General features: G+C 34.1%; 3 protein-coding genes and 1 pseudogene. 3 read left to right on the forward strand and 1 reads right to left on the reverse strand.

Annotated features, from left to right (window positions below):
- A pseudogene (locus tag HT709_RS11300) lies at nt 1–221 on the forward strand (transcriptional regulator); the annotation flags it as partial.
- A gap of 428 nt (nt 222–649) precedes the next feature.
- Here the strand turns inward: HT709_RS11300 and HT709_RS11305 are convergent.
- Complete coding sequence (locus tag HT709_RS11305) at nt 650–1,858, reverse strand: ATP-binding protein (RefSeq protein WP_172925781.1); 1,209 nt, start codon at nt 1,856–1,858, stop codon at nt 650–652.
- A gap of 364 nt (nt 1,859–2,222) precedes the next feature.
- Between HT709_RS11305 and HT709_RS11310 the strand changes: the two genes are divergently transcribed.
- Nucleotides 2,223–2,399: a hypothetical protein gene (locus tag HT709_RS11310; RefSeq protein WP_000050747.1), complete on the forward strand. Its 177-nt coding sequence runs from the start codon at nt 2,223–2,225 to the stop codon at nt 2,397–2,399.
- Nucleotides 2,400–2,799: 400 nt separating this feature from the next.
- Nucleotides 2,800–5,013, forward strand: coding sequence for a TIM-barrel domain-containing protein (locus tag HT709_RS11315; RefSeq protein ID WP_172925782.1), 2,214 nt, complete (start codon nt 2,800–2,802; stop codon nt 5,011–5,013).
- Nucleotides 5,014–5,174 lie beyond the last annotated feature (161 nt).

Here is a 5,174-nt window from a genome sequence, read left to right on the forward strand (position 1 = left end):
TCCAAGAAGCTCTTAAGACGATTGAACTCTGTAAACAAAGACAGACAAGCTACCAACTGGCTCCTCTACTTATTCTTGTAGGAAATGCTGGAGCCAAATTTCTAGACAAAGAACAAGTCAAAAATTATTATATAGAAGCAAGAGAGTTATGTAAGATTTATAACAATCCTTTAATGTTGATGAAGATAGAAAATTATTTGAAGGAACTAGATGCTGTTTAGTTTATCTTGATATTGGAGTGTTACTTAAACATTAAATAGCCTGTAAGGCTGATAGTTAGATTAATACTATCAGCCTTATGATTATGTGACTATTAGTTCGTCTCGCTCCGTTAGGTGCGAGACAAAAAAACCACCCGCTATGCGGGTGCAGTTCATTCAACACCTGATAGTATGCGTTTTTTAGGGTTTTAAAGACTGATTGCTCAGTCTCTTTTTCATTATAATTCAGTTACAATTTAATCTTATTTGAAAAAGTGGGTGATGCTTTTCTTTAACAAGACTATGATGATAGTACTTCCAAAAGTTATAGATCCCATGTTATCTTTCAAGTATCAGTGTTCTAAATTCGCTATATCTTGTTAGGATTTGGGTAGAATCATTGATAACAGACTGTTGCAAATCTAGTCAGCTGAATGATTTATATTTATCTATTTTTCTAGTAACCAATCTATGATATTTTTCTTCTCAATACCATTGTAATTTGCTGTTGGTTGAATCGTATCCATTGTTAATAGATACTTGGGGAATTGATCTTTAATGGCTTCTAGTGGTCTAAGTTCTCTGTCTAGTGTTTCTGGAGCAAGTGTTGTTTCACTGACCTGATAATAAGCGTAGTGGCCAAGATCAGTTACAACAACAAAATCAACCTCATACTTATCTAAATTACCAACATATACTTGTGAATATCTACGTCTCAATTCCAAATAGACAATATTTTCCAAGATATGTCCAATGTCTTCTTTGTGGTCTGGTAATAAGAGATGTCGTAAACCTAAATCAACGGGATAGTATTTTTCTAAGCGTTGTAATAATGCTCTGCCTTTTACATCAAAACGTGGAACGGAATAAAAAAGTAAACTGTCTGTCAAAGTTGTCAAATAATTTTCCAAAGTATTATGGGATATTGAAACATTTTGGCTGACTAGGGTATTGCGAATCTTATTTGTTGATATTAAGCTACCTGTACTACTGAGAAGGGTTCGAACAATGCGCTCAATAATAGTAGGATTTGGATTTCCCAATCTAGTGACAATATCGTTTAACAGTATTGAGTTATATATTCCTCTTAGATAGTCAATTTTTTCAGCGTAAGATGATGTTTGCAATAAGTAAGGGAAAGCACTAAAGAGATAATTGTTAAAAATTTCTGTTGTATTCAGATTCTCTGTGAGAGATTGACCTGATAGGTATTCTTCAAATGACAAAGGAAGAACCTCTATCTCAACATACCGACCAGTCAAGTTTGTTGCTAATTGGCTGCTCATAAAGTAGGCGTTTGATCCAGTCAAATAGAGGTCAACATTTGGTAGGATGAATAGGCTATCTGCAACTAGTTCAAATTTTTCAACATGTTGAATTTCATCTAAAAAGATATAGTATGTTTTCTCCCCAACTAACTGCTCTTTTATATAAGCGAATAATGTTTGAAAATGTCGCAGGTCATAGTAACTCAAATCTTCGAAATTGATGGATATAATCTGATCCTCGTCTACCCCAGTTGCTAGTAACTCTTCTTTATAGAGTTGAAAGAGAACAGATTTACCAGCTCGTCTAACTCCACTAACAACTTTGATGATTTGTCGGTCACGATGTCTTCTTAGAAAGTCTAAATAATGTGGTCTTTTAATATAGTTCATAATAGATACCTCAAAGATAGTATAATACAAACAGTAATTATTTTCAAATATTTAGAAATAATATCTGGAACTATTTAAATATCTTCAAGATAGAAAAAGAAATTGTACTTGTTGATGTTGAATCATTTGTGTTAACAAGTCATTTAGAAGCATTTAAGAAATTAGTGAAATGAAAAACTCATGGCAGAACAAATTGTTGGGTATATGGTCTATTACTAACAACTACTGCTAGTTTATGAGATAGATATTTAATTATTCTCGGATAAATAGGATAAGCGTGCTGAAAACTTAGATATGACAAACAAAATAAAATTTTTAAAAGCTACAGAGAAACATGGTATAATGTATCTAAAGGAGGTAGCATATGTCCTTAGATATAGATAAAGAAAAGATGGCAATCATGGGAATAGCTTTTGAAAACCGATCCGTTTTTAAGAGTGTTTGGTATGCTTTAAGTACAAATATGATTGAAGGATGGCGACCTACGGTTAGTGATGTTGAAAAATTACGAGATGAAGCTCTTGCTCTGGGGATGACTTAATGAAGCGCAACTGTTATGAGTCTTATGACTATGTTGATCCGGATAATTTATATACCGATCCGGGTTCTTCAGTTCTAAGAAATAAGCAGGAAGGAAAAAAGCACGCGAGCTTGAATATCGTATGATTGCTAGTAAGAGTTTGAAATTATTTATCAATCCTATCTTAGTTAATAGTTTAAAAGTAGTTTGTTTCACAACTGCATAAGCTTAGAAAAGTTGAAAAGTGATAACTCTTTAATAAACTCTTGGTTTGTTAAAAGATATTTTGTCCACTACATTTTTTCAATTGACTATTATTTGTCATAGATATAACAGATAGAACATTGCATTCAGAATAATGAAAAACGCATCAAAAATGGTGCGTTCTGTTTTTATGCTACCATAAAAGGAGGACAACAAATTGAAAATTTTTAAGGGAGAGTTTTATCGAATCTCTGTATTAACAGACAAGTTAGTAAGGTTAGAATACTCTCAAGCTGGAAGTTTTGAGGATAGAACGACACAACTTATCTATAATAGAGATTTTGGTCAAGTTTCGTTAGATTATATCGAGACATCAAACGTACTAGATATTATGACGGACTATTTTCATCTGCACTTTAATAAAGGAGAATTTAACGCCGAAAATTTATTTATAGAATTAAAAGGAAATTTTGCCGTATATGGTAGTCGCTGGTATTTTGGTGAATCTATTGAAACGTTAAAAGGAACAGCTCGGACTCTGGATGAGGCAGATGGAGCAATCTCGTTAGAAGATGGAATTATTAGCAGAAATGGTATAGCCTTATTGGATGATTCTAAAGGATTTATTTGGGATGAACAGTCTGGTTATATTGAGAGAGAAAATCAAATTGACTTGTATTTCTTTGCTTATGGGCATGATTATAGAGGAGCAATCAGAGACTTTTACCATTTGACTGGTTCAACACCCTTGTTGCCAAGATACGCTTTAGGCAATTGGTGGAGTAGGTATTGGCCTTATACGTCGGATGAATACTTGGATTTAATAGACAGATTTGAAACAGAGAAAATTCCATTATCTATCGGTGTTTTAGATATGGATTGGCACATAACTGAAATTCCAGCCCGTTTTGGAAGTGGCTGGACAGGATATAGTTGGAATAAAAACTTAATACCTAATCCAGAACAGTTACTGCAACAACTTCATGATAGAAAGTTAAAACTCTCCTTAAATGTCCATCCTGCTGATGGTATACGGGCTTATGAAGAAGCTTATCCTCAAGTCGCAAAACGATTGGGGTTAAATGTAGAACTAGAGGAACCTGCTATTTTTGATTTTTTTAATCCCTCTTTTAGAGAAGCCTACTTTAAAGATGTTCATTATGAGCTAGAAAAGCAGGGAGTAGATTTTTGGTGGATTGACTGGCAACAAGGGACTCAAGGCATGTTGGATCCACTGTGGCTTTTAAACCATTATCACTATCAGGATAGTTGTAAAAATGCAGAAGGTGGTTTGATTTTATCAAGATATGCAGGTCCTGGTAGTCACCGCTACCCTGTTGGTTTTTCAGGGGATACTATTATTAGTTGGAATTCCTTAAGATTTCAACCTTATTTTACAGCGACAGCATCTAATATCGGTTATAGTTGGTGGAGTCATGATATTGGTGGACACATGCTGGGGAATTATGACGAAGAGCTACAAACTAGATGGCTACAGTTTGGCGTTTTTAGTCCAATAACTCGATTACATAGTTCTAGAAGTCCCTTTAATAGTAAAGAACCTTGGTTTTTTTCAGAAACAACATCTAAGATTATGAAGAAATACCTTCGTTTGAGACATCAGATGATTCCATATCTATATACCATGAATGTAAAGACGCATGAGGAAGGTGCCCCATTAATTAGCCCAATCTATTATTTCTACCCAGAGAATGATGAGAGTTATAATGTTCCAAATCAATACTTTTTTGGAACAGAACTGATGGTGGCTCCCATTGTAGAAAAGATGGATTTGGCATTCCAATCTGCAAAAGTGGATGTATGGTTCCCTGAAGGTGAATGGTATGACTTCTTTTCAGAGAAAAAATACACAGGTGGTGTGAAGTTAAGTGTTTATAGAGACATTTCGACTATGTCTGTGTTTGCAAAAAGTGGTGCCATCATTCCCTTGGTTGGTTCTGAGATAGTTATGGGTGTTGATTTACCTGAAGTTGTAGATTGGTATGTATTCCCAGGCAAACAACATTCTTTTGAAATGATTGAAGATCAAAATGGTCAAAGATATAAAACAAGATTATCAATCGACTGGGAAATGGGGATGGTAGAGTTAACATTACAAGGAGATTCTAGTATCGTTCCAAACAATAGAAAACATAGAATTCATTTTAAAGGAACGAATGTGTCTATCATTGAATTGCCAAATAAGAATGATACAGCTAGATTTGAATGGAAAGATAATAAAAGGACACCCCTAAATGATGAAGTTTTTAGACTACTAAAGACGGCTTCTCTTCCATATGAATTAAAAGATAGATTGTTAAATCAATTCATTAATGCCAAAAATTCTCATGACTTAATGAATATCTTGCATCGTCAGGACGAGGAATTGAGAGGGCGTTTGTTGGAAATGATATTTACTAGCCAAAACTAATTGAAATAATTAGAAAGTCATTTGTTTAGTGTATATGAAGCTTCGGTATGGAATTTGTCATCATTGGTCACATTGAAAATGTGAAATAAGCACCTACAACATAGACTTTACAACACTTCATGTTTCATATCATGGGGTGTTTTGTAACCGCCCAATAACGA

Source organism: Streptococcus sp. 1343, assembly GCF_013277355.1.
Classification (GTDB): domain Bacteria; phylum Bacillota; class Bacilli; order Lactobacillales; family Streptococcaceae; genus Streptococcus; species Streptococcus pseudopneumoniae.

Bases quoted from the DNA above. Each gene is read 5' to 3' on its own strand.
- HT709_RS11305 (WP_172925781.1), bottom strand. From the start codon at position 1,858: ATGAACTATATTAAAAGACCACATTATTTAGACTTTCTAAGAAGACAT.
- HT709_RS11310 (WP_000050747.1), top strand. From the start codon at position 2,223: ATGTCCTTAGATATAGATAAAGAAAAGATGGCAATCATGGGAATAGCT.